This window comes from uncultured Sphingobacterium sp., from assembly GCF_964277905.1.
In the GTDB taxonomy this organism is placed as follows: domain Bacteria; phylum Bacteroidota; class Bacteroidia; order Sphingobacteriales; family Sphingobacteriaceae; genus Sphingobacterium; species Sphingobacterium siyangense.
On the sequence record NZ_CAXYKD010000045.1, the window covers coordinates 42,422 to 67,040 of the forward strand.

General features: G+C 40.1%; 14 protein-coding genes. 1 reads left to right on the top strand and 13 read right to left on the bottom strand.

What is annotated here, in order from left to right; genetic code table 11:
* Positions 1–120 precede the first annotated feature (120 nt).
* From ACHWSC_RS20470 to ACHWSC_RS20515, 10 genes are all read right to left on the bottom strand, one after another.
* Entirely contained in the window at positions 121–4,188 is a 4,068-nt protein-coding gene (locus ACHWSC_RS20470; RefSeq protein ID WP_394677984.1) for a response regulator, read from the bottom strand.
* Positions 4,189–4,387: 199 nt separating this feature from the next.
* Positions 4,388–5,134 carry a hypothetical protein gene (locus ACHWSC_RS20475; RefSeq protein WP_394677985.1) on the bottom strand — a complete coding sequence of 249 codons (747 nt, stop codon included), beginning with the start codon at positions 5,132–5,134 and terminating at the stop codon, positions 4,388–4,390.
* A 38-nt stretch (positions 5,135–5,172) separates the two neighbouring features.
* A complete protein-coding gene (locus ACHWSC_RS20480) occupies positions 5,173–7,938 on the bottom strand; it encodes a sugar-binding domain-containing protein (protein WP_394677986.1) in 2,766 nt (921 codons plus the stop codon).
* An 87-nt stretch (positions 7,939–8,025) separates the two neighbouring features.
* The gene (locus ACHWSC_RS20485) at positions 8,026–9,813 is read right to left on the bottom strand and encodes a glycoside hydrolase family 2 protein (protein WP_394677987.1); all 1,788 of its coding nucleotides are present in this window, start codon (positions 9,811–9,813) and stop codon (positions 8,026–8,028) included.
* Between the two features lie 28 nt (positions 9,814–9,841).
* Positions 9,842–11,257: a DUF4832 domain-containing protein gene (locus tag ACHWSC_RS20490; RefSeq protein ID WP_394677988.1), complete on the bottom strand. Its 1,416-nt coding sequence runs from the start codon at positions 11,255–11,257 to the stop codon at positions 9,842–9,844.
* Positions 11,258–11,847: 590 nt separating this feature from the next.
* A complete protein-coding gene (locus tag ACHWSC_RS20495) occupies positions 11,848–14,391 on the bottom strand; it encodes a tol-pal system YbgF family protein (RefSeq protein ID WP_394677989.1) in 2,544 nt (847 codons plus the stop codon).
* A gap of 228 nt (positions 14,392–14,619) precedes the next feature.
* Entirely contained in the window at positions 14,620–15,069 is a 450-nt protein-coding gene (locus ACHWSC_RS20500; RefSeq protein ID WP_394677990.1) for a nuclear transport factor 2 family protein, read from the bottom strand.
* A 355-nt stretch (positions 15,070–15,424) separates the two neighbouring features.
* Positions 15,425–16,060 carry a hypothetical protein gene (locus ACHWSC_RS20505; protein ID WP_394677991.1) on the bottom strand — a complete coding sequence of 212 codons (636 nt, stop codon included), beginning with the start codon at positions 16,058–16,060 and terminating at the stop codon, positions 15,425–15,427.
* Between the two features lie 167 nt (positions 16,061–16,227).
* Positions 16,228–16,788, bottom strand: coding sequence for a hypothetical protein (locus ACHWSC_RS20510; protein ID WP_394677992.1), 561 nt, complete (start codon positions 16,786–16,788; stop codon positions 16,228–16,230).
* 751 nt (positions 16,789–17,539) lie between these two features.
* Positions 17,540–17,986: a nuclear transport factor 2 family protein gene (locus ACHWSC_RS20515; protein ID WP_394677993.1), complete on the bottom strand. Its 447-nt coding sequence runs from the start codon at positions 17,984–17,986 to the stop codon at positions 17,540–17,542.
* 656 nt (positions 17,987–18,642) lie between these two features.
* Here ACHWSC_RS20515 and ACHWSC_RS20520 point away from each other — a divergent pair.
* A complete protein-coding gene (locus ACHWSC_RS20520; protein ID WP_394677994.1) occupies positions 18,643–21,030 on the top strand; it encodes an ABC transporter permease in 2,388 nt (795 codons plus the stop codon).
* Positions 21,031–21,068: 38 nt separating this feature from the next.
* Here the strand turns inward: ACHWSC_RS20520 and ACHWSC_RS20525 are convergent, their stop codons facing one another.
* From ACHWSC_RS20525 to ACHWSC_RS20535, 3 genes are all read right to left on the bottom strand, one after another.
* Entirely contained in the window at positions 21,069–21,884 is an 816-nt protein-coding gene (locus ACHWSC_RS20525; RefSeq protein WP_394677995.1) for a hypothetical protein, read from the bottom strand.
* Positions 21,885–21,977: 93 nt separating this feature from the next.
* Positions 21,978–23,300, bottom strand: coding sequence for a BNR repeat-containing protein (locus ACHWSC_RS20530; protein ID WP_394677996.1), 1,323 nt, complete (start codon positions 23,298–23,300; stop codon positions 21,978–21,980).
* 69 nt (positions 23,301–23,369) lie between these two features.
* Positions 23,370–24,611, bottom strand: a complete 1,242-nt coding sequence (locus ACHWSC_RS20535; RefSeq protein ID WP_394677997.1) for a DUF2264 domain-containing protein — start codon at positions 24,609–24,611, stop codon at positions 23,370–23,372.
* Between the last annotated feature and the right edge of the window lie 8 nt (positions 24,612–24,619).

Below are 24,619 nucleotides of genomic sequence, written 5' to 3' on the forward strand. Positions count from 1 at the left end.
ATATGTAAGCAGAAGCGTTTTTCTAAAAATTGTCATTTTCATGATCGTTAGGATTTCAAAAATATAGAATTGCCTTTCACCTATCTGAAAGGGTATATCGGTCAACTATTGGCTGTATTTTTATTTCTTTCCACTCGAAACCTTTTTCTTAAACTCTGAAGGGCTCAGTTCAAACTGCTTTTTGAAACAGACGCTAAAGTATTTGGCATTGTTAAACCCGGTTTGGTAAGCAACTTCCGCTATCGTCAGATCCGATTTTTCTAACAGATAAGCACTTCTCTTCAGCCGCATATTTAAAATAAATTCTTTGATGGACATTCCCACAATATCATGTATTTTTTGATAAAGAATGGTTCTGCCTACGTTCATATCAGCCACAAAATCTTCTACGGAATAACTGGCATTGTCAATATTTTCTTCAATGACCTGAATAGCCTTAATCAGCAGTTCCTCGTCCATGGAGGTAACGGTCACATTGGAGGGATCTACCTGAACGTGTTTGCTGTATTTTTCTTTTAGTTCCCGCTGATTTCTTAGAATGGTTTCCGTCTGTTGCAACAGATAGTCGACATGAAACGGTTTATCAATAAACACATTAGCGCCATATTCCAATGCTTTTATTTTATGCTGGTTGTCATCTCCCGTACCCGAAATCATAATAATAGGAATATGGCTAGTCTTAAAATTTTGTCTAAGGCTACGGCATACTTCCAAGCCATTGCGATTTGGCATGATCAAATCGGTAATAATAAGTTGCGGATAAATTTTTTCGGCTTTAATTAAGCCTTCTTCCCCGTCACTTGCTGTATATACATTATATTTTTCGGCCAGACGCTGCTCCAGATAAACACGCAGCTGTTGGTCATCTTCAATGAGCAGGATATTATCTGTCTTTTTTATAGGGATCGATCCTGTTTCTGGGACTGCAGTATCCTGCGTAATAATATCGTCGATTTCAGAAACGGTGTAATCATACACATTAGGCTGCATGTCGCCTGCCCCGGCCTGTTTCCTTAACGGTAGTGAAAGGGTAAATGAAATTTTATCGGTCTTATTGACCATCCATATTTTACCCTCCAGCACATCTACCAGTTCTTTCACAATAGCAAGTCCAAGTCCTGAACTTTCTTCAAAAGTTGGCCGATGAGAAGATAAGCGGTTGAAAGAAGTGTAAAGCGTCGCGATCTGTTTTTCAGAAAAACAATCTCCGGTATTTATAACTTCAATGGAGATGTATTCGACTTCCGTCGGATTTAACGAAGGAAACCGTTCTTTTTCTTCCGCTGTTGCACTATAGATACGTACGCCCACATACCCGTTATCTGGTGTATATTTTAGGGCATTGGAGAACAGATTAGTCAATATTTTTTCGATAACATCGTAATCAAAGGCAACATATAAATTGTCCTTGTACGCGGAAATATTGGTTTCAACACCTTTTTTATTGGCATATAGCTCAAACAGGCTAAATATATCCCTTACAAAATTGATAAAATCACCAACCTGCGGATTGAGCGTAATTTTTTGGCTTTCTATTTCGCGAAAGCGCAGCAATTGGCTAATCATCCGCTGTATTCTGGATACATTTTTCTCTATTAAATCCATGTATACCAAAGCGGTATCATTGGCCACAATAGTGTCTTTGAGTTGTTTAAGCGGCTGTAAAACCAAGGTTAGCGGTGTTTTTAAATCGTGTGAGATATTGGTAAAGAAGTCGGTACGCGCCTGGTTCAGCTCTTGCATATTCTGTTCTTTTAAACGCTCGAGTGCTAATCGCTCTTTAAACACTCTTTTATTGCTGTAATATCTCATTATGAAAAAGAGCAGAGCAAAAACAAGTGCTGCATAGCAGCAATATGCCCACCAGGACAAGAAAAATGGTGGATCGACATGGATATATAATCGTGATATTTGATCGCCCCATAGCCCATCATTGTTGGAAGCCTTGATTTCAAAGATATAATCTCCGCCCGGAAGGTTGAGAAACTGTACAGATTTCTGGTTGGCATGACTGATTTGCCAGTCTTCACCTAGCCCCAACATCCGGTAAGCGAACTGGTTCTTCTCTGCGGATAGATAACTATTTGCCGAAAACTTAATTTCTACATTTGACTGGTTACTGGAGAGCCTTATCTTGTCTTCTTTTTGATTGGAAAGACTGCCAATGTCTTTCGTTAAAACTGATGAGCCATCCGCTGGTTTCACGAGTTTATTGTTGACCAGAAATCCTGTAAAAAAAACTTTCGGTTTTTGCAGATTTTTATTGAGGTACGCCGGATCGAAAAGTAGAAATCCATTGGTACCGCCAAACAGCATTTCACCCCTGGAAGTTTTGTAAGCGGCATGAATATAAAATGAACCAATGTTATTTTCCTGATAAAACCTGGCTTTCTCAAATTTACTGGATTTCCAATTGAAACAAAAAAGACCATCACTGGTACTTAACCAGATATTTTTCGTGGCAACATCTTCTAATATGCCAAATACCATTTTCGCCGGGAATCCGTTACTTACACTATAGTTGACATATGTCCCATCTCTTTTGAGTACATTTACGCCTTTACCCAATGTCCCCAACCATACTTCGCCATTTGAAGTCACGGTATAACTACACAGGTAATTTGCTGAATAGGAAGCATCTTTGAGCGCGTAGTGTTTCAATACCTTTAACGTATGGGGATTTACAACAAAAAATCCTTGATGGCTAATTAAACAGAGCTGATCTTCATTATTCACATATAATGCTTCGACTTCGAGTTTCATTTTTTTGCCCTGCGCATCAAGTACGCTCACCATCTCTATAGGATCTAGCGGCTTCTTGCGATATAAAAATGATTTATCGGGATCTGTCATCCACCAGGTGCCTTCCTTATCGTTTACAAAATCATAAACGGTGAGTGGTTGCTGGCTCTCCGGAGAGCGGAAATTGAAATTGCTGAAATGCTGATTGTCCACATCATAACTGCCAATACCGCCGTTATAGGCTGAAATCAACAGTTTTTTGCTCGTTCGGTCAAATTTCAGGCGTTTAATCATATGAGGACTCGACGAACTACCCTGCGATTTTTCTGGAGGGTTAAACTGATCCTTTTTTCTATTCCAGTAATTCAGGCTCCCCCCCTCGGTACCGATCCATATGTTTCCCAGATGATCTTCCTGAAAACTACTGACTATGGGGTGATTGAGCCCCCCTGGGCTGGGCTTGAAGTAACGTACTCGGGAATCGTAAAGCGAGCAATAAGCTATTTTGCCACCGTAAGTACCTATCCAGGCCCCTTGGTCCGGGTCCGGATAAATTGTCCATATCGAGTTATTCGGTAATGAATAAGCATCGTTCAAGTTCATTTGCAAGGTGCTGCTGCTTTCATTGGATGGATCATAAAGATACAATCCAGCTTGCGTAGCCACCCAGATCACCCCGGTTTGGTCCAAATATATTTTTTTGGTTAACACGGCTGAATTTCCCATTATGCTGCTTATTGGGATCTTCTGTTTTAAGGTACCTGTTAAATCTGTTACATGGATTCCCCCTCGTTGTGTTAAAAAGTAATATTCCCCCCCGTACGCGACCGCATCGTTCACCTGATTTGTCGTACTACCAAAATCCGCAAACTGGACTAGGCGTTTTTTCGTCATTTCAACTTGATACACGACAGCGCCTTGGCTTAGAAACACCTGATCTTTAGCACTCAATATATTTTGGAAAGACTTGTTTTTGGGCAATAAAAAGCTTTCTGTCTGTTTATTTTGCGGATTATAGCGTAGTATGCTATTGTCTGACAGCATGTAAACCTGACCATCGCTATGTACACAAAGCGAACGGATCATTCCGGGAACCACGACATGAAAAGAAAACCGTTCGTAATCGAATTTTAATAAGCCTTGCCCAGAAGCTAGAAACAGATTTCCCTTTTTATCCCGAATTAAAGAACCATAACCCCATTTTTGCGTTGGTTTGATCGCAGAGACGATATCATTTAACTGATAAAAACTATTACCATCGTACATGAAGAGCGCATCGGGCCCCGTGTACCAAATACGCCCTAAACTGTCTTTTGCGATGCTCTGTATACCGCCATAATAGGAAGTTTCGGGCATCAGATGAAACCTATACCTCGAAAGATCGATACCGAGAACACATTGCCCCCAAAAAACAACGAAACAAATTATCAGACTGTATTTATTCATTTACTAATGCTACTAAAACTGTTTAAATTTCAATCAGGATTTACGTGGGCCAGTTACAATCAAAATATCCTGCTACTAATTGTTAATCAGTGGTTCTATAAACTTCGATTATCATACTATTAGGCAATGAGCTTCGTCGAAATTCTGGCCTTAGCGCTTTTTCAGCTGTTCAGATCCATGCGAAGCCAACAGTACCAATTTACTTAAAAACAGGCGTTGGGGACAAACTTATCTTCTTTTGCTGATTATTTTTGAGTTCGAAGATTACAAGTTCATTTTTTCCGGGTATTAAATCCTCCGAAGGAATTAATATCGACTGCTGTTTTTCTTCCTCCCAGTAAGATCCCAAATATTTTTGATTTAACCAGACCTCGCCCATTCCCCATCCTGTCATATTAAGATACTTGTTTCCGGACAGATTGTGTTCGAACTGACCTTTGTAAAAACCGGGGCTGTCATTAGCTGATCTTTGTTCAAAAACCAAATCCTTCAGCGGATAATTACGCACCGTTAAGGAGATCATTTTCCAGTCTTGAAGGTCGTTTCCGTCTAAAGTGATGGTGCCAAAAAGCCCTTTTGAATTATCTGTAATTTCTGGTCCGTAAGTGATCCGACCAATATTCTCGACATAAAATTGAAGCAAGTGTTTGCCTGGATTTGCTTTGATGGCTAGTTTTTTACTCTTATCTGTCAGGCTACCCTGTACCTTACCGTCGACATAGACCACGGCATAATCGCGTACGTTTTCCAATTCCAGCTCTTCGCTTTCGGCATCTGTGTTTATCTCGGTCTGATAAAGTACATAGCCTGATTCGATGTCCAAATCATTAAAAGACAATGCATTTTCCGCCTCGACAGCCTTATTATAAACCTGGTTTACAGACGCTTTCTCTTCTAACCTAATTTCCTGTGCCATGAGGGGCTGAGCAAAAAAAACAGTCATCATAGATAATATCATTGTTCTTACCATTGTGTAAATCTTTCTTATTTCTCTAAAAATGATTGAATAAAAGTTTCGTCCACAGCCACTTGCGGCGAGAATTTCTCACTTTTCACATAATTATCGATACTGTACAACAATTGTTGAGTAGCGGGACGGTTATCCATATCATTTTTGGTATCCAATGCCAGTACCAGCAGTTTCCCGCCGTGCAGTTTGGCTTCGAAACCAATACCCAATTTCTGGTTGTTGTCGTAGCTGTCGATGACCTGTATAAATGGACGCAGTTGTTGTGGTGCATGTTGCATTTCGATTACTTTTGCATCGTTCAGGATATCCCACCACTGCCAATCGGTATGGTATGAAGTAAGAAAATCATTAAACATGGCCTGCTTATGATGAACCAGGTTGCCGATGGTCATCGGTGCCCATGCAAACATAATGGGGTTCCAAAAATGATTATGAAACAGTGATTTTCGACCTTTCACCTGGTCTGGAGAAGGATAAAGAACCACGGTTTTACCCTGGGCCAACTGCTTTTTTGCAGCATCATCGTAGACATCAGTGTACAATACATTAGCTGTAGACTGCATCAGATGTTGATGTTTTGGATATACCCAAATGTCCCAGCTATTCTTAATGCTATCGTTTACCGCAAGATGAACCGTAACTTTTTGGGTGCTGATGTTTTTTAGGGAAATCTCAAATTCACCTACCGGCGATACATTTTCGTTGGCAATGGTTTGCTTTTTCAGTGTTCCCTTTTTCAATACGTTGCCAGCGGTATCGGTCAACCACCATTTAATTTTCGCATTTTCAAGTGCAGAATTGCTAAAGTTATATACCTCGGCTTTTCCCCTAAATGTTTCTGTGTTGAAAAAACTGCTTTTATCGTAACGCAGTAGAGCGACCGTTGGCGCGCAAAACTCGCTGAATTTTTCTGCTGTAACCAATCCTTTCGAATCCCAGAAAGGATCGAAGATCCCCACGGGCGCGTACCCTTGTCCCGGAAAGTCATTCATCGACAAAAGCTGAAATCCGGCAGATTTACCTGATCGCAACAGGGCTTCGATCACGGCTTTGTACTCCAGCACGGTTAACGCACCAGATGCTCTGAAGAAATCCTTTGCTTGGTCCAACATGCCATTTTTTTGTAATAGATCGCTAAACACTTCAAAATTGCGGGCCTCTACGGGACTGTTGGCATATTTCTTTATTTCATCAAAATTTGGATAAATACAGCGTTGCCCTGACTCGTGTGAAATGACGGGCACATCTACATCAGATTCCAAATTCTTGTCCCAATCGGTACCGGGCAGACCTTCGTACACCTTCACCTGCCCTTTATTGGTTTGCTGGGAAACGTAATATTGATCCGATTTAACCCGTGTTCTTGCCGTAGAACCGCTGTAAAGATGACGGGGATCAGCTTTTCTGCCTTCGGCAGTCAGCTCCTCGATAAAGTCGAAATTCCCGGTAATTTCATTTCCGTTGCAGTACAGAACAAAAGAAGGATGGTTGCCATATTCTTTTAAAATAGCTTTAATTTCCCTACGGAAGAAGTTATATCTGGACTCGTCGGGTTCGGCATCTTTGCCCCACATAGGCATTTCCACTTCAAAATATATTCCATGTTTGTCTGCCATGCGAAAGGCCGCCGCCGGCGGGCACCATGAATGGAATCGTAAATGGTTCATGCCATACGTCTTCATCAGCACCATGATTCGTTCCCAAGAGGCATCGTCGAGCGGAGCATGGCCTGTTTTTGGAAACACTGCATTTTCTACATTGCCTCTTAAATGGATGGGACGATTATTGAGCAGTACATGGTTTTTTCCTTGTTTTACTTCACGCATACCAAAGGTGGTAGCCTTTTCATGACGATAGGTATTTTTGCCGTCGGAGGTATTCAGTTGACAATTTATCCGATAGAGGTTTGGGTTAAACTCATCCCACAATTTGATATGCTTACCTAATGGAATAGTGGTCTCTACGAAGGTCACCGAATCGGTACTTACCAATGCAACTTCATCCTTAAGGCTGTAGTTTGTTCCCTCGATGACGAAAGACACTTTGCCCTTTACCTGTTTTTTGGTGGCATTATTTACCCGTAATTTTACTTTTATGGACTGATCGGCTATAGTTGGATATACCTGAAGATCTTCCAGATAAACTGGGTCTATGGCCAACAGTTTTATTTCTCCTAGAATACCGTTCCAGTTAATCTGCGTAAATTCAGTATGCGCATGGTCCCATTTGTGTGTATTATACTGAAACCGGTTATCGATACAAATGGTCATGCGATGCTTCTTTCCGGGCTTTACAAATAAGCTCAGATCGTGGTTGTGGGGTACACTTACATAATCGATACTGCTGACTTCCTTGGTATCTATAAAAACTGAACTCAACCAGTGGGTGCGCTCAAAGTATAGGAATATTTTTTTCCCTTTCCATTCGGCAGGGATTTCAATATCACGTTGGTACCATGCTGGTCCCATGTATTCGTATTTTCGGGTCAGACGGTCGATATATTTATAGGGATTTTTATATCCTATCTGATAATCATCGGTAATACCGGGAAGCTTAATTGTTTCTTGCAAAAGATGATTATAGCGGGGGGACAGCGATCCTCTACGGAAATCCATCACGTCCGTCTGGAACCCCCAAGTGCCTGATAAATCGATAGCATCTTGAGCCTTTAACAAGACTGTCTGCAGGAAAAGCCCCATTAGGCACATCATTTTAAAGTATTTATAGATACTTGTCCTGTATTTATCCATTTTGTGTTTCGATAGTTTAGGTGCTTTCATTCTTTTCAGTATATTATTTTTTGTAGGCATCGAAAAAATAGTGTCACTGTGGTACTCCTCTTTAAGCTCGGTTTCGTAATTGAAGTCTTATTTATTATCATAATAATGTTTCATCAGAAACCAGGCTTTCTTTCGGTAGCCTTGGTCTGAGATCAATCCTTTGCGGTTCCAGCCATCTTGGTTGGTCGGATGAAAACGGAACGGCGAGCGGAAATCAAATAGCAGCCAAGGTGAAGTTCCGCGCAGGTTTGGAATATGCTCAAACATTTCGAGGTTGTTTTTGTACAAAGTCTCTTGGTAATCTTCACTCCATGAACTGACGACATCCTTTTCGCCCGTTTTGCCATACAGCGCCTCGCCTCCAAATTCAGAAATAATTAAAGGCTGGCCTCTTGCCACATCCCATACTGCTTTATCAGGAGAAACTGGCCAGGAATGGTACCAGCCTAAATATTTGTTAACAGCTACGACGTCCAATTCTTTCGTAAAAGGGTCATCCATAACAAAGGTTTCCTTCTGCTTATTGAAACGAACAAGATCAAAAGCAGCAGTTATAAGCCTGGTCGTGTCAACGGCTCTGCATGTAGCAATCAAATGCCTGATAAAAGCATTTCTAGGCTCGGACGGTTGGGTTTCATTGGCTACTCCCCAAAAAGCGAGTGCGCAGCGATTTTTGTCTCGAGCAACCATTTCCCGCATCATTTTACCTGCTTTCTCTTTGGTCGATTCATTTTCAAAATCGATACCTTGCCAAATGGGAATTTCTTCCCACAACAAGAAACCCATTTTTTCGGCCATTCTCACGATATATTCATTTTGTGGATAATGTGCCAAACGAATCATATTACAGCCCAAAGCTTTCGCTTCTGAAAGCAGCATCACTGCATCTGCCTGTGAAAAAGCACGACCTTTGCGCTGAGGTATTTCCTCATGAAATGAAATGGACTTAAGAAAAATGGTTTCGCCATTCAGGAAGATATCTTCCCCTTTTACCCAAATATTGCGAAAACCTATTTCCTCTTCTATTTGATCGTCGCGCGTTGAAATCTTCACGTTATACAGTTTAGGTGCAGTAGGCGACCAACGTTTGATTTTTCTCGATAGGAATGAAGTTTTTACTTCTCCCTGAGCATCTGTTTTAAGCGTTTGTTTTAGTTGTAGTTCCGGTATTTCGATAGTTACCGAGGAATTGGCCATCGTTTCCGAAAGTTTGACCTTCGCATTGATTTTATCGGCTTTGGTTTTGTCCAATTGAACAAAATAATCATCGATAAAAACTTTTGGCGTGCTTACCAAAAAGACATCTCGGGTGATACCACCATAGTTCCACCAATCAAAAGCCATTGCCGGAATGGCATCAACCTGCCGGCTATTATTTACCTCAACTGCCAAAAAATTATCGTTTTCTTTAGCTGCATCCGTTATTTCAATCTGAAAGGGCGTAAAACCACCTTCATGTTGTGCAATCTCTTGTCCATTGAGATATATGCGACAACGGTAACTTACCGCAGCGAAATACAAGAACAACCTTTTGTTATTTTCTTTCACTACATCGAACTTACGGCCATACCAGATGGTACCTTCGTAATATTTAAGTTCAGGCATTTGACTGTTCCAATCTGAAGGTACATTTAAACGGAGACCATTCTCGAAAGCATATTCATAAAAATCAGTCTTGCTTTCGGCTTTTTTATTCAGGTAGATTTGGTTTTTTCTTCCCTGGTCGTATAAGTCTACAATAGCGTTCCACTTTCCATTTAAGGATTGAGCTCGCCTACCATACACATTGGCCATATTTTGCTGTGCAACAAGGTTGGAGGTTATCAGACTAAAAAAAAGGGACAATATCAAAGATAGATTGATCAGCTTTATCATAATAGGTGTTAGTTGTTAATAAAATTTTCTATTTTACCTGCAATGCCGAAAGCTTTGTCCAACCCTGAGCCGTCAAATCTCCATCAAGGGCAAGTTGAATTGCCGGCTTATTTTCCTTGGTCGTATCAACAATGGCGACTGCCCAGCTGTATATCCCTGCAGGTAGATCTACTTTTGCATTTATTTTATAACTCGCAGCAGCACCTTTCAACCAAGCAGACGGTTCACTCTGACGATCTACAAAAATCTTTTTAACATTCCCTTTGGCATCTAACAGTGCAAAAGCAACTTTATATTTGTAGTTCCATTGTGGAATATTATTAGGTAAATAGCCCCAGCCCATATTCTGCCAACGATGGGAGATTTGCGCTATCTTTCCCGACTTGATATCTTGAGGGAGGTTGATCTGGTCTGGATATACACGGTACCCCCCTTCTGTAATAAACCGTTGAACCAAATCAAAGGACTTAAACCAGGATTCAGTTTCTCCCCCCGCTCTAAAGTCCATCATATTGACATGGGCTTCGGCCGACAGGTCGAACTCACCTTTCCTCACATCCTCGTCATGACCTTCTCTATATTTTCCACTGGGGTCTGTCCAATAACGGTGCTTACCTGGGGCAATAATCCAGCCTCCTTCCATAATGATAGGACGCTTAAAATTCCATTTCTTGGCAAAATCCTTTTCCCAATTCTGGTAATAGCCAGTCATGCCAAAAGCATCTTGGCGAAGGCTATACCCCTTATCAATAGCTTTATCCAATAAGCGTTCACTATTCGGGTTGACTGCGCCCCAACTTTCGGGATGACCGACCAGACGATGGTAGTTGATAACCAAAGGAACTTTTGTAAATGTGTTAGCATATAAGCTGGTCACCCAGTCCAGGGTTTCTTCCTTTATTTTTTCAGTACTTTCGGGTGTTGCCATTTTGGGGTCTTCATAGACAACATAATGTGCTTCGCCCCATTTCCCCAAGCCATAGGCATCAATAAAAGAGGTCTTTTCAGGATCATTAAATTCCTTGGCCAAAGCTGTGATAAATTTGGTATAGTATTTTCTAAATACCGCATCCTGAGGATAAGGTGTTTGCCTATCGGGATGATTTTCATTTTCCAAATAATATTTGGCTCCGAGGTCGAACACAAATTTGGGTGTATTTTGACCTTGGTCGCGACCATCTACCACAATACGGAGCGCTATGGGCAACCCTCTCGTTTGTGCGCCTTTAAGGAGCTTTCCTATTTTAGAGTTTGGATCATCCCAGGCATAAACACCGTCACTGGGATTCAGCGAAGACCAGCTCGTGCGTACATAACATGCCGAAGCATAATCAATGACCTTTACCTTTTTACCCAATGCTGGTACAAAATATTCGATATCCCAATACGTATCATCTGCATTACGGGGAGCATACATTACCCAACCATTTAAAGGATTGCGCAAGACTGAATGACCATCGTATTTTGGCTTTAATAAAATATACCCGGTGTTGCCCGAATCGCTTTTCCCTTCATTTTTTTGAGAAAAACCAAGCAATCCAGAAGTGCACAATAAAAGCGTTAAAAAAAAATTTATTATCCAATTTGAGATTAGCTGTTTGTTTATCATTTTGTATTTGAACATATTTTCAAGTCTATTGATTATTGTAGTCTATGCTATATTGGTCTTCTTTAAATCAAATTGATCAAATGGGACGACACAAAAATAGCCACAGCAGATTTCCGCTATGGTATTGATTTGTTCAAAAAAGGTTCGTTTTTGTACAAAAATTAGGATTTAATCCGCTATGAAGGACGATGTGAATAAAATCATTCACTTATGGAGACTAAGTGATAAAGAAACAGATCTTCGTTCTTGGATTTATACCATTTATAATTATTAGGGAGGTTTCTTATCAGATTTATAGCAGTCTACTTAATGCAAAAAGCCCGATTGTTCTCGGGCTTTTTAGGCTCATGTTCCATACGATCCTCTTCATTCGAAAGAAATGAAAAACTTGATCACATCTGGCGTATGCCAAATTTTCAGAAGTATTACTTCAACTTCTGTAAGCGTTCTTTCGCAGCGGGCACGATATCATCGTTTTTATCATAATTGTCAATCACACTTTTCAAGGTACTCTTCGCCTGGAAAGCATTGCCTTTACGCGTATAGGCATCAGCAAGCAATAGGAAGCTCTTGGCAACCCAATATTCTTGTGCTTCCCTATTGTTGATCACATCAAAGGCTGTTTCCAGCGCTTTATCATATTCCTTGTTATCATACTGTAACTGCCCCACGCGATACCGCGCTTCTGCGCCGACTGCCGATTGGCTTTTCAGCGCGGCGAGGTTGAATTCTTTCATGGCAGACGCTACATTCTTTTCTTTCAGCAAGGCTTTTCCACTATACAGATGCGCTTTCGCTATTTCCTCCTCGGTTGCCCCGTTGTAATTTTTGACCAGACTCACATACTTAGCCATTTGCTCCATATCGCCGAGTTCGAAGTAACACACCATCAGGTTCGTTACCGCATAGCCATAGTTCTTTTTATATTCTTCGTTGAGCTCCAATTTTTTGAGGTGCACAATGGCTTCATTGTATTCTTTAAGATCCAAATATAGCGCAGCAACCGTCAGCAAGGTATTCTCTGAATATTTGCTCGTCCAGTCGTTCAATATGATATTTAGATCGTGTAATGCTTCCTGCGGATGCCCGGTGCGGTACGAACTCACCCCACGGATGTAACGGGCGAATTTTTCTTGTCTGGGTTTTGGAAATTTATCAAAATAGGCATTGATCGCTTCTACAGCCGCTCCGTATTCTCCCCTGGCGAATAGCGACTGCGCCGCCTGGAAAGCCATGTTATCTAGCTCTGCGGGACTCAGATTACTGACATTGGTACCGACAGCGTAACGAATATAGCTCGAAGCATCCCCTTGATCGAGGTAGATGTTTTCAATGAAACGCATCGCCTGCTCGGCTTCAGCAGTTCGGGTATATTTCTCCACCACCTTCTGAAAAGTCGCTTTCGCCGCTTCGGGCTCATCGTTATTATACTGCACGAGCCCTATGGTCATTAAGGCGCGCGGAATATAACTGCTACGGGGGTACTTTTCGACCATTGCTTGCAGCCCTTCGATTGCACGGCTATAATCACCCATCGTGAAATAAGTATAGGGAATTTCAAAGGCCGCATCATCTGCATAGTTCGAAGATGGAAATTGCTTCAAAACGGAGCGCAGCGTACTGAGCTTGGTTTCGTTGTTACCTTGCAGACCAAATAAGATACCACGCTGGAATAAGGCATAATCCTGATTGGGCGCTTTGCTGTTGATCAGTTGATCGTAGTATTTGTTGGCCCGGCCGTAATCGCGCAGACACAGATACGAATCGCCTAGCCGTGCAATGACATCATAGCGTATATTTTGATCCACCGCATTTCCTCCAGCAGTCAGAAAGCGTTCAAAATAATTGGCTGCCAACTCAAAACGGTTGTTTCGGTAGGCCGCATAGGCCAGCCCATAATTTGCATAATTATACAGGTCGCTATTCCGAGCGACGGGCAGGCTCAGAAACTGGGAGAAGTTTTCTACGGCTTCACCAAATTTGCGGACTTCATACATGGCCTCTGCTTTCCAATAGGTCGCAAGAGCGGCCATTTCAGCATTGACGGGAAACTTTTCAGATCGCATAAACATGGATATGCTATTTTCGAAAGCGCGCTCGTTATAAAACTCCAGTCCGCGGTAGTAGGTTACCTTTTGATAGATCGCATTGACCTCCCGACCGCGCTCTTTTAGCGATTCCAGCATACTAACACCGGCATGGAAGTTGGTCGTCCCTCGTAGAATTTCAGCGGATAGTGTTTCGGCACTTTCCTTTCTTTTTGAACCCGGATCGACAGGTTTCACTTCCTGCTCGATATATTTTTCGAGGACTTTTTGTGCCGCTTGGGTGGAGTCCATTGCAAACAAGATTTTAGCATAGTTAAATAGCGCATCAGCTTTCACTTGCTGGTCTAAATCCAGTTTTGTCGCTTTGACAAAAGCATTTCGTGCCGCTTGCTTATCGCCAGTCTCCAGAGCGATATGGCCTAATGTCATGATGGCCCCCTGATAAAAGGCATCCGAAGGTTTTATGGCCTCCAGCATACCGCTTGCTCTTTTATATTCGCCAGCGCCGTAAGCAAGATAGCTGATGCGATAATTATCGATATTGCTTTGCGAAGCGTCTGGGTGCCGTTTCATCAATTCGTGATAATAGGCCTGTTTATATTTTTGCTGTGCTAAATAGGTGGCTGTGGCAATCTGACGCAGCTCCGTTTCGATAGCATCGCGGTTGATATGTGTCATATCGGGACTGCGGCGCACCTTGACCGCATCGGCCAGCATAGGCCGGTAGTCGCGTACGACATCAATGGAATCCATGGTTTGAACCTCTCCTCCACTCCTTTGCTCAATATGTTGCTGCTTCTCCTTTTTATCTTTCTGCCGTTTGTCGACTTCCTGTGCATACCCTGTAGCCAACAGAGCTGAAAGCGTCCCAGTAAACAGATATTTCAGGTAATTGTGACCGATTCTTTCTTTCAATATCATTGTTCGTCCGTATTTCTGAATTGTTCCAAACGTTCCTTTGCCGAGGAGACATAGGGTTATCCCTAACTAGTGTATTCAAAACTAAAGAATTCTAAGCACATTCGGTAATTTACACCTCATAGTTGCTTCGTTTCAACGATTTAGAACAAAACACGCTATTCCATTACTCTATCGGCAACTGAATTTATACAATAATGGAGCCAAGAAGAAAAAATAAAAGAGTGGTTCTTACTGATAGGAATGGACTGACTTGGACACCTGCCAACTGCCATTCTCATAAACTAAAGTCACTAGATCAGTCATGCTAAAGCTGTCAAATTTCAATACAATTTTTGCAATCATATAATCTGTGGATTTTTCGACAACCTTGATATGCGTTTTACAGTTCAGAATTTCTCCCTGCTGTTTTTTTAAAGATTTAATCAAAGCCTGGCGTCCGTAGTAGGTCTGTATATTGGAAGCCTGGATCCTTTGGCTGAAATCTTCCGCAAATAATTGCTCTAAACCCACAGATTCTCCAGCCGTCGTTACAGCAACATAATGCTGCAAAGCGAAGTCTGCTGTGGAAAGATTAATGCTAATTTTTTCTGGTTTTGATGCTGGTTTTTCAGCTGCCATAGCAACTGACGATAAGCAGATTAAAGCTGCTGCCGTGAATGTTTTTACGAATGCTTTCATACTATCTTTTTGTTCTATTGTGTTAGTCTATATACCCTTACTTGTTGATCCAAAACTAAAGTTCAATATATCTCTGGCCTATGGACTTTAGACCAACGATATTTGAATATCGGTGAATGGTGGAAATGTAAAGGTGAATATAACAACCATCTTAGCTGCTGCATGCCAAATACTATACCAGTGGCTACAATAAGAACATTTGTGCCTCTCAGCACATTTAAAGGCATTTTCAAGATTCTTTACGAAAAAGAAAATGTGCGCATACGAACAGTTTCAAAATAGATTGTTCGCATGCGCACACCGCATAAAAAGCCTGGCAAAAGATTAATGATTACTGTCTGCTGACCAAGTTGATTTATTTCGTTTTCTTTATCGGTGTATCGACTGATATTGCAAAAAAATCGTCAGGAATTTCCCTTGCTTCTATCTTTTGAGCTACCGATTCCATTTTGAATTGCTCATTATCGACCACAATTTTCAATGGAACAGACTTGGCTTTTGATAAATAGTAGCTCCAGTTTCCATAACTATGCATCTGATACTTCGTAAAATCAACAGGGTACTTTGATGTGTAGAAATAGGTTGTCTGCCCACCTTGCGTCTTTAAAATCAAGGCATCACAATCTTCCCCCAATATTTTCTCTTTATTCCTAACGAGCTCATAACTTATAACTGCATCTGATTTCACATCGGCATCAAACCAATAAAGTGTGTCGGATCGGCTCGTCTTATTGTAAAGTCTATTGGTTTCACCAATATATAGCTGCATTGTTATACCGACACCATTTGTGCACGATTTATAATTCCCCGATTTAATAAAATATTCTTGCTTATCACCTAGAAGAATCTTCATTTGTTCACTAGTGACGCTTGAATTCTTACTTTGAAAGCTATTTTGATAGATAATTTCCCCTTCAAATGCTTCTTGAGCATAGCCTTTTCCCGTGACCGAGAGAAGTAGTAAAAACAACGTTATTTTATATATGTTCATTTGTTATTAATTTGCCTTTCCTTATATTTTTATCATTAAAACGGAATTTTCGATGGGATAGCAAAATCATATTGAATCCTCTTTTTTGTTTTCAATTAAAATCGACTTAGAAGTCGTTACCGCTCAAAATTTAGTCAGAAAGAGAACTTTAAAGAAGTCACTATTTTTCAATACACTCTAATTTTTGCCAACAGCATAAACACGATGAATAGGATACCAATTGCACATAGTGCGTAGATGCCTACTACAGATTTCCATCTGAAATATTCTCTATAAACCAATATAGTGGTCGGTTTACCTTGGTTATTATTTACCCCATAAGCAGTAATATATTTTTTCAGCGCCTTTGAGGAACCCTGATGTATGCCTTCAAATTTTTTGACTATTATTTTATTTCTTGAATGATAATCCTCTAGGAAATTTTCTGTGTTATCGACGACGACAGTAACTTTTGATTCCATATCCTTATCACTGACAAACAAATCAATACCATTACTTTCGTTTTCATATAGCTGTGCTTTCTTAATTTTAAATCCGGTAAGCTCAAATTCGTCCGCTTTTACACTATCGATAGCTGCAATCGTAATCTGTTCGTAAGATTGATGATACCTATCGTAATCATTTTTTATACTTTTCCCCACAAAGAAAAGCCCTACCAACAATATCATTAGCGGTTTAAAAACACCAGTAATACCCCCTATAAAATCTATTTTGGTTTTATTGCCCATTTTTTAATTTAAGTCTCTTTAAAAATACTGGCTATTTATGCTCTCCTCTTGTAGTTGATATATTATAACTTCAACATCTCACTGATTTTATATTATGCAATTCATTTATGTACTAGTCAAAAAAACTTGTTTAAGTTACATTATTTCTTTATCCTGCAAAAAGACTTTTCATATTAGCCATTTCTCATTTATTATTTGCGTCATAAAATATGACTTTCAACTATCAAGTGTCTAATAGGTAAAAGAGCCACATCTTTCAATCTCGGTCTTTTAGAAATTTTCATAAGCTACTATTTAGTTTTTTGAAATCATTGTTAGAGCCTGATCTTTTCATTGAACTCAACAACTCAGCCTATTAAAAATAATGCATATTCCTTGCTGATTCTTTGCCGTTTCTTTGGTGTTTCTTTGCTCTTTGTTCGGGCCTTCTTTGGGATTGGCTTGGGCTTCGTCTGCTATTTCTTTGGTGTTTCTTCGGTGTTTCTTCGGTGTTTCATTGGTGTTTCGTTGGTTAAAAAGCAACGAAACAGCAAGGGAATACGTATCTATAAGATAACTTGGTTCCTGCCATATAGTGAGCATTTGTCCCGAAAGAAGCAAATGATGATTAGCAAATTCACGTATAACGATGCTGAATGTTAGCCCACGTTTCGTAAGTTAGAGTTAGAAAAACGAAATGTCCGCAATAAAATAAAAAAAACCACATCTCCTGATGTGGCCCTACAACTTATATATTGAATTAAAATGACTTCTATTTATACGAATTGATCGATTTGGACACTTTCCAGTCATTTCCTTCACGGACAAAAGTCACTAGATCTGTCTTGGTGAAATCCTCAAATTTCAAGGTCACCCTGGCTACCATATAATCTGCTGATTCTTCAAGAACGTCTGTATTCACTGTACAGTTTAGCTTCTCGCCTTTTTGTTTTTTCAAGGACTTAACCACTTCACTACGGCTATTTGACTTCAGGTTTGCAGTTTGGACCTTTTGATTAAAATCTTCGGCAAACAATTGTTCTACACCAGCCGATTCACCTTCAGTCATTACAGCAACATAGTGCTCTAAAGCAAAGTCTGCTGTTGATAGGTTAACGTTTGTTTTTGCTGATTTTGATCCGGGACCTTCAGCTGCCATAGCACATGTTGAAATTGCGATTAAAGCTGCTGCTGCGATTGTTTTTACTAGCGTTTTCATAATATCTTTATTTTATAGTGTTAGTTTTTCATCTAAATAATTTGTTCTTCAATTGTGATGAAGCTATCATGAGCATTTCCATCGATGCTCATGATGGTTTTTGTTCTTATTTGTTGATTCAAAATTACTGCTCTAGATACTTCTTGCTCACAGACTTTAGATCAACAACGGGTAAAACTCGGTGAATGACTGAAATGAAAAGGTGAACTTCAAAATACATAAAGAACATAAGATCAATTTTATTAGCTTCGTGCCAAATACTATACCAGTTGTACTGTGCGTTCAATAACGGCTTCTATAGCCTTTTAAAGCATATTCCATATCTTTTTCAGAAAAAGTAGCTGTACGGAAGCGAACAGTTTATAGCGATATTGTTCACATGCGTACACCCTATTAAATGCGGGCTAAAAGATGAATAGAAACAATAAAATGTGAGCTGGCCAATTATGTAATCATTCTCCGTTCGCAAGCGAACAGTATTGTTCACAATCGAACAGTACTGCATTCTAACAAACACTAATAAAACACTGAATATTAACACTTTGAACTTTAGGCAAAACTATTGATGCAATTAAAACTAATTGATCTCAAGCATGTTGCATGAAATAAAAATGATATGAAATGCAATAAATTTTTAAGATTAAAATTAGGAAATCATGTATAATTACTTAAAAGTCGGTTGGCGGAAATTGTTCAGAAACAAGGTCTTCTCCTTAATCAATATACTAGGATTATCGTTAGGCCTAGCCGCATGCTGGATTATTCTCTTATTTGTGAATGATGAATTGAGTTATGATCGTTATTTTACACAGGCAGACCGTATATATCGCATTGTTTCTCACGGAAAATGGGATGGCGGTTCCTTTGATATAACAGGAACTCCAGGTCCCCTTGCAAATGTTATTAAAGATGAATTTCCCGGCGTAAAGGAAGCTACCCGATTCGATATCGAGGGCGGTGGTATAATTACCATTGATAATCAACAAACAAAAGTCAACGAAATCTTCCTCGCAGACAAGAATTTCTTCAATCTATTTGACTATAATTTTCTTGCTGGCAATCCTGCAACGGCATTGGCGAATCCCCAGTCTATTGTACTGACAGAAGACTTAGCCGTGCAATTATTTGGATCCGTAGAAACAGCAGTCAATAAAACGCTTTATTTCAATAAATCTGAACCCAGCCTTGTCACGGCTGTTATACAAAATGTACCTCAAAATACACATTTCAGCTTCAGAGCTATCCGTTCTTTTTCAAAAGACTTTAATCCTGATTGGAATCAACTTTACCTTTATACTTACGTACTATTAAAAGATCAGTCATACTTGCCCCAACTTCAAAAAAAACTTCCTTACATCGTAAAAAAATATATTCATGGACGGGACCTCGATTTTGATTATAAAATCGAATTACAACCAATTACCGATATCCATCTGCATTCTAATCTAAGTTATGAGCTTGGCAATAATAGCAATATCAAATATGTTTACATCTTTTCCATTGTCGGTGCATTAGTACTCTTAATTGCGATCGTAAATTATATTAATATCACGACGGCGCAGGCTTCAATAAGGATGAGAGAAATTGCCGTCCGGAAAGTAATCGGATCCAGCACTTTAAATCTAACAAAGCAGTTTCTTGTTGAAACGTCTTTAATCATCTTTTGTGCAGCATTGTTAAGCATATTGCTGGCCTCAACTTTTCTTCCATGGCTAAACCAAATGATCGGTAAGCAGTTGGATTTATGGCATTTTGGAATAGGGAAAACCTTACTGTTTGTACTTCCATTTATCGTATTTTTAGTATTCACTACCGGTATTTATCCAGCTTTAGTACTTGCAGGACTAAAGACTATTCCTTCGCTAAAAAATCAGATCGGAACACATGGCTTCCAACATCTATTGAGAAAATCACTTGTGGTTTTTCAATTTGTAATCGCAGTATTGCTTATTGTATCCACCATAGTCATTTTTCTACAATTGAATTTTATGACTACAAAAGAGCTGGGTTTCGATAAAAATCAGGTCATGGTTTTCCATCTGGACAATGAATCCACGCGCAATAAAGGTGACGAGCTCAGAAATAGCTTACTTGAAGATAGCCATATTACAGAAGTAGCGTTCGCCAGCAATCCAATTGGGAAAAACGACATTGGCGTGGGAACTTTCAATGTTGAAAATAATGGAAAAATTGATCCCAACTTTACACTCGCCAATACCCTAAAAATCGACCCTAATTTTATCCCAGCAATGCATATTCAACTGGTTAAGGGAAGAAATTTCGACAGTACCATGCCAACAGATAGCGCCTCTGTCATTATAAACACAGCATTTGCAAAAAAACAAGGCTGGACAAACGCGATAGGCAAAAGGATCGAATTTGGAAGAGACACAACTGGAAAATCCATCCTGAAATCTGTTATTGGGGTCGTCGGTGACTTTCATATTTATTCGCTTCAGCACAAAATAGAGCCTCTTATCCTAGAACTTCCAGCTAATAAAATGGAAATGGACAATATTTATATTCGCATGAAATCGACAAATGTAGACCATACAATTTCGCATATAAACAAAGTTTACAGTAAATATGTCCCCGATTATCCTTTAGAATACACATTTTTAGATAAGACCTTTGAACAGCAGTACAATTCGGAAATAAAACAGGGTCAAATTCTCTTAATTTTCGCCTTTTTGTCTATCGTTATTGCCTGTTTAGGCTTATTTGGTGTAATCACATTCGCTATCCAATTGCGGATAAAAGAAATTGGTATACGCAAAACATTAGGTGCAACACTCAGCAACCTCGTTTATCTACTGTGCTCTGATATGGTTAAACTGGTCGGTATAGCCCTGTTGATTGCACTGCCGCTCGGATGGTTATTGATGAATCAGTGGCTGCAAGAGTTCGCTTATCGCATTTCGGTCAGCTGGTGGATACTTGTAGGTGCGGGGATCATCGCACTGGTAATTGCCATTCTAACCCTATGTACGAGAGCAATAGCCGCTGCAAAAGCTAATCCGGTCGACAGTTTAAAAGTGGAGTAAGAATTTGTATCCACTATACTTCCGCGTAATTATGATTGTTATTGATAAAATTCCTTGCGTACAAAATCATTTTTATTGAGCTTATTTAGCGCTCTTATCAAATAATAGCGATGTAGAAAACCTGTTAAGACGACAATCGTTTTATCCGGATATTTGCGAGCTATCTCATAGATGTTAGATGCCATTGTTTGATTTCTTAAATCCCAGAAGTCTGACATTAATCTGAATCCATCTTTATAACTGATCATGTCTCCATCGGGTTTTGTGACAAACCTTTCTGAAAACTCAGACCTTGCATCTGTAATTTTCAGTAATTCTTGATATTGATAATATTGTCTTTTTTCAGCAATGCTATCCGTAGTATGATTATTGAAATTTTCGGGAGATAACGTGGCAATTTTTATTAAATCTCCCGTGATACGTTGAAATTCTTGGTAAATATTGGCTTGACCGCTGGTCAATTTTTGAGCACGGTACAAACTGTCGATCAATTTAACGGTTAAGTTATCAGTAGGTACCATGCCTTTTTCTTTACGGTATTTGTTTCTTCCTTCAAAATCAAATGGAAATCTCAGGGTTTGTGGATTCTTCATCAAATAAAGATTGCTTGCTTTTATTTCATTTCCCTCGGGGTTATACTGAGCAGTTTCATATTCCTTCATCCCTTCACGGTCTACTTCATGAAGAATAATATCAGGCTTAATATGGTTAAGAATTCCAACCAAAATTTGAGCATTATAATTTGGAACACTATCGTGAATATTTCCGATTACATATAGGACTGTTTTACTTTTTTGTCCAAACACATGTGTAAAGATTAGAAATAACAAGACAAATACGGTTGAATGTTTCATAACGTGCGGTTTACTTTTTATGATTTTTTAATATGTTAGCGCTAGGGTATTAAAAGTATTCTCTAATATAAAAAAAACACAGCAATCTCTTTCTCAATCACGCCATTCTACTACCCGTATTGCTGTCGCGGGAGCATCAGCGAGTCCCTCAGCATCCTTTTGCACTGTAGACTGCACAAATAAAGCAACTTTACGTTTCTTTTGCCACAACTGGGTATCATATGTAGGTTCCCAGGCCCCTACCGACTGCTCACAAAGATCAATAATGTCATTTGCCTCTTGATGCATGCCATTCAACCTTAGTATCGAAGGTCGGTAACCGCGCTCCTGATCCCGAAAGACCAGCGTCAACATTATTTTATTGTCTTTTCCGCGAACCAACACCTGGGGCCTGGCTATTGGAATATCCTTTGTTCCACCACCACTCAAACTAAAGGGTGTTTTTCTAAAATCAAAAGACCGGATCTTCCATTTACCCTCCTGTAAATAGATTACCTTATATTGCGGGATCTGTGTTCCTGCATCACGCCAGTAACTAGCGATAAAAGGATTCCCTTTTTCATCCGCAGCGATAGAGGTTTGATTAATCAATTCGTGCTGCTGGGGGATGTGGGCCGCATACTCGACCGTAGATTCTTTCATGGGCAAATCATACCGCATTCCATTACTCTTTTGCCAGGTTAATCCGCCATCTTTTGAACATGCATAAGCCATATCATGATTGCTTTCCACGTTGGGACTCTCCCGCCAGACCCAAGAAAGATGTATCGTCCCCTGACGATCCACATAACTTTGCCAATAGGCATTTCTGCGTCCCTCGCCATCAATTAAATTGCTATGCATCCGCTCCCATTTTTGCTGCTTACTATCGTACTTATTGACCACAAGATTACCATGACCGGATCCGCCGTCACGATATAAAAACAGTAACTCGCCACTCGGTAACTTTAAGAATTCAGGGTAGGTTACCTTTGACTCATTTTGTCCCAGCATGGCTTGCTCATAACCTAGCACAAGACTATTGGGGTGAAGGGTACGTGCATATCTCAATTTGCTGTCATGCTGATCCCAACAAACATGGAGATATCCAGCCTTATCCACCATAATACTAATTACATTATGGGCATCCTTCACATGACCAGTATAGCTGGTACGTCGTAACTTCCAGACCTTGCCAGAAAGTAATCGCTGGCCTAAAACTACATATCCAGCTTCGTCATAATAAGCGATATATTGGTATTTACCATTGCTAGTTAATGAATTTTTACGAAATACGGTTGTGTTGACCGTGTTCTTTGCCCAGCCATTTCCGACAAGCGTATTCTTAATTTTCTGCCCTTGTGCATTGTAAATAAACAAGAGACACGCGCAAGTGAGCATCCCCACTCTTACTAGTTGATTTAGATATTGTTTCATTAAATTTTTCATACACTTGTTGAGCCCACCAGATCCTTTTGAAAGGAGACTTATTACCGGAATTTGGGGTTATTGAATGGCTTTACCCTGATCTTTATGCCAGTCCTGTCCTGACCAGATACGCCGTGCACTCCAGTCGATCGCTTCACTTGTCCAAAAAGAATCTCCGTCGGGTAATCCCAAAGGCAAAAAAATTACTGAACATAAATAGGGGCTCCCCTGATTATTGTATGGGTCACCCAAGCCCGGCTGATTACCATACATACCCAGTGTCAACCAGCCATTTTCATACGTATTTGGGTTTTCGGTCGATTTTTTCAATACCGCAGACAGGGCAGCCTTCACCTGTCCTTCGCTGAGTTCCCCAGGGAGCCGTCTCTTGAACGCCATATCTGCAAGATGATGGAAAGCTGCCGCGCGATAGATTACGGACCTTCCTGTCGGAGGAAAGCTACCGTCGGCATTGATCAACCGTTCCTGAATAATGGCATAGCGCTCATTTCGGAGCTTGATTTTTGTAAACATCCCATCATAGTTTTTAGTTTTCAACTGTATGAAATCCACAATTCCGGCCAAGAAGGGATGGATAACATAACTATTATAGTAATCAAATGCATAATGCGGACCATCCATATACATTCCATCTCCAACATACCACTGTTCCAATTGCTGCAGCGCATAATCAACGCGCATCACATCCCAATCATCCGAATATTTCGCTAAAAAAACTTCATTCATTGCTGAAAAGAGTAACCAATTTGAATAAGCCGGTCGAAATTGGCGCGTAATTTTTATGGATGCTACCAAATTCTTTTTTGTCTGATTGTCGATATGATCCCACAGCCAAGGACTGCGCATAAATCCCAAAGCGATAAATGAGGCATCAACAAGCTGTTGACCACCGAGATCAAAACGCATAAAATCACGTGCGTTGCTGTCCAAAGCATTTTTAAGTGCTTGAACAGTCCATGCTCTGTATTGATCGCGTAACTTTATCTCTTCAGCCGAACCGCCATCCAAGGAAAGCCAGGGTGCTATGCCTGACAATACCCTTCCCAAGACTTCAACATATTGTACTTTGATGCGCTGTTCCTTATTATCCACGTGTATAGAAGTCATTTGTGGCATAGTTAACCGCAGGCTATCATGAGCCAGACTGCGGAGAACGGGACGCAGCATATGATCCATTTCTTTAAGCCAAAAAGCTCTATCCGTCTCTTTTGTTGATGCAGGTTTCTTCTTCAAGCCCTGTCCAAAGACAGTATGGCCTGTCAGAAGAATAACAAAGAACAATAAAATCTTATTTTTCATTTTCAAAT

Excerpts from the sequence above, each read along its gene's own strand:
- ACHWSC_RS20470 (WP_394677984.1), bottom strand. The coding sequence starts at position 4,188 with ATGAATAAATACAGTCTGATAATTTGTTTCGTTGTTTTTTGGGGGCAA.
- ACHWSC_RS20475 (WP_394677985.1), bottom strand. The coding sequence starts at position 5,134 with ATGATGACTGTTTTTTTTGCTCAGCCCCTCATGGCACAGGAAATTAGG.
- ACHWSC_RS20480 (WP_394677986.1), bottom strand. The coding sequence starts at position 7,938 with ATGAAAGCACCTAAACTATCGAAACACAAAATGGATAAATACAGGACA.
- ACHWSC_RS20485 (WP_394677987.1), bottom strand. The coding sequence starts at position 9,813 with ATGATAAAGCTGATCAATCTATCTTTGATATTGTCCCTTTTTTTTAGT.
- ACHWSC_RS20495 (WP_394677989.1), bottom strand. The coding sequence starts at position 14,391 with ATGATATTGAAAGAAAGAATCGGTCACAATTACCTGAAATATCTGTTT.
- ACHWSC_RS20500 (WP_394677990.1), bottom strand. The coding sequence starts at position 15,069 with ATGAAAGCATTCGTAAAAACATTCACGGCAGCAGCTTTAATCTGCTTA.
- ACHWSC_RS20505 (WP_394677991.1), bottom strand. The coding sequence starts at position 16,060 with ATGAACATATATAAAATAACGTTGTTTTTACTACTTCTCTCGGTCACG.
- ACHWSC_RS20510 (WP_394677992.1), bottom strand. The coding sequence starts at position 16,788 with ATGGGCAATAAAACCAAAATAGATTTTATAGGGGGTATTACTGGTGTT.
- ACHWSC_RS20515 (WP_394677993.1), bottom strand. The coding sequence starts at position 17,986 with ATGAAAACGCTAGTAAAAACAATCGCAGCAGCAGCTTTAATCGCAATT.
- ACHWSC_RS20520 (WP_394677994.1), top strand. The coding sequence starts at position 18,643 with ATGTATAATTACTTAAAAGTCGGTTGGCGGAAATTGTTCAGAAACAAG.
- ACHWSC_RS20525 (WP_394677995.1), bottom strand. The coding sequence starts at position 21,884 with ATGAAACATTCAACCGTATTTGTCTTGTTATTTCTAATCTTTACACAT.
- ACHWSC_RS20530 (WP_394677996.1), bottom strand. The coding sequence starts at position 23,300 with ATGAAACAATATCTAAATCAACTAGTAAGAGTGGGGATGCTCACTTGC.
- ACHWSC_RS20535 (WP_394677997.1), bottom strand. The coding sequence starts at position 24,611 with ATGAAAAATAAGATTTTATTGTTCTTTGTTATTCTTCTGACAGGCCAT.